Here is a 2,267-nt window from a genome sequence, read left to right as displayed (position 1 = left end):
TCAGACGGCCTAGGTTGATTTCTTTGCCCGAATACAGGCATTTGCCGTGTTGTTGCTCGTACAGGCGCAGTTTCAGAATATCTTTGGATTTGGGTTCGCCGACAAAATTGGGGAAATACTCTCGGAATTTAGCGGCGGCTTTTTCCCGGTCTTTACGGTTTTCTTCTTGGCGTTTTTCGATTTCTTTGCGGTCTTTAAACGATTTGCCTACTTCCCTTGCCGTTTCAATATGGATACGCGCAGGGGAGCCGTAACGGCGTACAACGGCGTTAATGACCTTACGTGCTTGAGATAAGGCGCGCAAGACGACGGGGTTGCGGATTTCGTCGGCAGGGATGGGCGGCAGATAAATCTTTTCTTCCGTATTCTTCTTGCCATAATGGTCTCCGTAGATTTCGGCGCAGGCTTCATCGTAACGTTTGCCTTGCTCCATTAGAGGCACAATTCGGCGCAATGCTTTCAAGGAAATTTGGACGAACTTGTCGAAGTTGATGTGTTTCAACAGCGCTTCTAAGATTTCGGGCTGAACACGGTCTTTCAGACGGCCTGTAATGTCTTCATCGGTTTTGAATAGGGAGAATGCCATGCCGATTTCATCTTGTAATTCGGGAGAAAGGTTTAATGGGGATTTTTTGTCTTTCAATCCTTCTTTTTCCAGCGCACGGCTGATGGCATGGTAGGCCTTTATTTCCATCAATGTTGAGGTTTCGGCATTGTCTTTACCATAGTGTAATCCTTTGAAAAAGGCGGTATCTTCTAAACCCAGTAGCTTACGGGCTTGTGCGTAAGTCAGTTTCTTTTTATACGGCTGATTTATAAGTATGGTGCGTTCGGTATCGGTCAATGGCCGCTCGCTGCCTTGCTCTAAAATACGCAGGTTGTTCAGCTTGGTCAGCCAGATGAAACGTTCGGCTGTGTAGGTGTTTTTAGCGGCTTTCGGCTCTGTCGGTTCGAAGGTGCAATGCCCCAACATTTTTTGAATGGCATCGCCGGACAGAGCAGGGCGTTGCGCCATCAGCAGGGTTTCAATACCTTCTTTAAGGCCGTCTGAAACATGCGGATTGCCGAATTCTTTTTGTTTTTCAAACAGCAAAACCAGCTCCACCTGTAAATCTTCGCGGCTGAACGTATGCGAATAATCGCCGCGCTGGTTGCGGATATGGCCGCTTTCTTTTTCAAATTTATTTAAAGCCAATTCGGCCGGAGTGCGGAAATTGCCTGTCTTTAAGGCTTGAGTGTTACTCTTCATACCTGCACGCAAAGCCCCAAGCTCCTTATCGGCAGTTTGCTCTTCATTTTTCCGTTTCGACAAATAGCCGTGATGTTTGATTAAATGCAACAAGACTGCCGACCACTCCAAAGGCGTCAGTTTGCGGTCTAATGCGGCTGCGCGAAGTTGCCATGGTGTATTCGGTAAGGATTTAATCAAGCCGTTTTCATCAAAATCGGCAGCCTGTAATACGCCCTCGCGTTTCAATAGGCGACGGGCCCGAAGCAGGCGGTGGGCGCGACGGCGGGTCAGGCGGCGGACGCTGCGTGCTAAGCGTCTTACCGCTGCGAGAGAGTCGCCTGTTTTTGGTACTTCGGCCCGCTCAAATACGCGCACGCCCAAATCAATCAGGCGTATGGGGTTTTCTTCTTCGTCAATTTCTACCATCGCCCAGCCGACGGATGCGATGCCGATATCGAGGCCGAGGACGTAGTTGATTGGATTGGGTTTGAATGTAGCCATCAGTTTCTCCGTAATATGATGTTTGGTAAGTATAAATATATCCTAGGTAAGTATTACCATGCAAATGAAATACTTGACTAGGTACCGATTTGGAATTAGAATCTGTCCATATTGTTGCACTGCGAAATGAGAAACGTTGCTACAATAAGGCCGTCTGAAAAGATGTGCCGCAACGCTCTGCCCCTTAAGGCTTCTGCTTTAAGGGGCATCGTTTTGTCTAAATGGCAGGGATTAAAAAGGCCGTCTGAAATTTCAGACGGCCTTTGGTTTTACCAGATATCGGATTTGATTTTGCGTTTCAAGCCTGGGTGTTCAGAGAGTTTGAACTCTGGGTCTTTACCCATTTTCAGCTTGGCTGTGTAGTCTTTCAACAGCAGGAAGGCAAGTGGGGACAGGAGCAGGATGGCGACGAGGTTAATCCATGCCATGATGCCCATGGCCATGTCTGCCATATCCCATACCAAGGGTACGTTGGCAACTGCGCCGAAGTAGACCCATGCCAAAACCAGCATACGGAAAACGGCGGTAACCAGCC

At 48.3% G+C, this 2,267-nt stretch carries 2 protein-coding genes; both read right to left on the bottom strand.

Features of this window, described 5'->3' with window-relative positions:
- Window positions 1-1,732: type II CRISPR RNA-guided endonuclease Cas9 (cas9, locus tag ACTHUE_RS16030; protein ID WP_440423976.1), on the bottom strand; the 1,732-nt coding region annotated here is incomplete at its 3' end.
- Window positions 1,733-2,001: 269 nt separating this feature from the next.
- Window positions 2,002-2,267: alanine:cation symporter family protein (locus ACTHUE_RS16025; protein WP_440423974.1), on the bottom strand; the 266-nt coding region annotated here is incomplete at its 5' end.

Source organism: Neisseria sp. P0021.S005 (genome assembly GCF_051956955.1).
The sequence above is the reverse complement of the archived record's forward strand: the minus strand, read 5'-3'. Positions and strand labels throughout refer to the sequence as shown.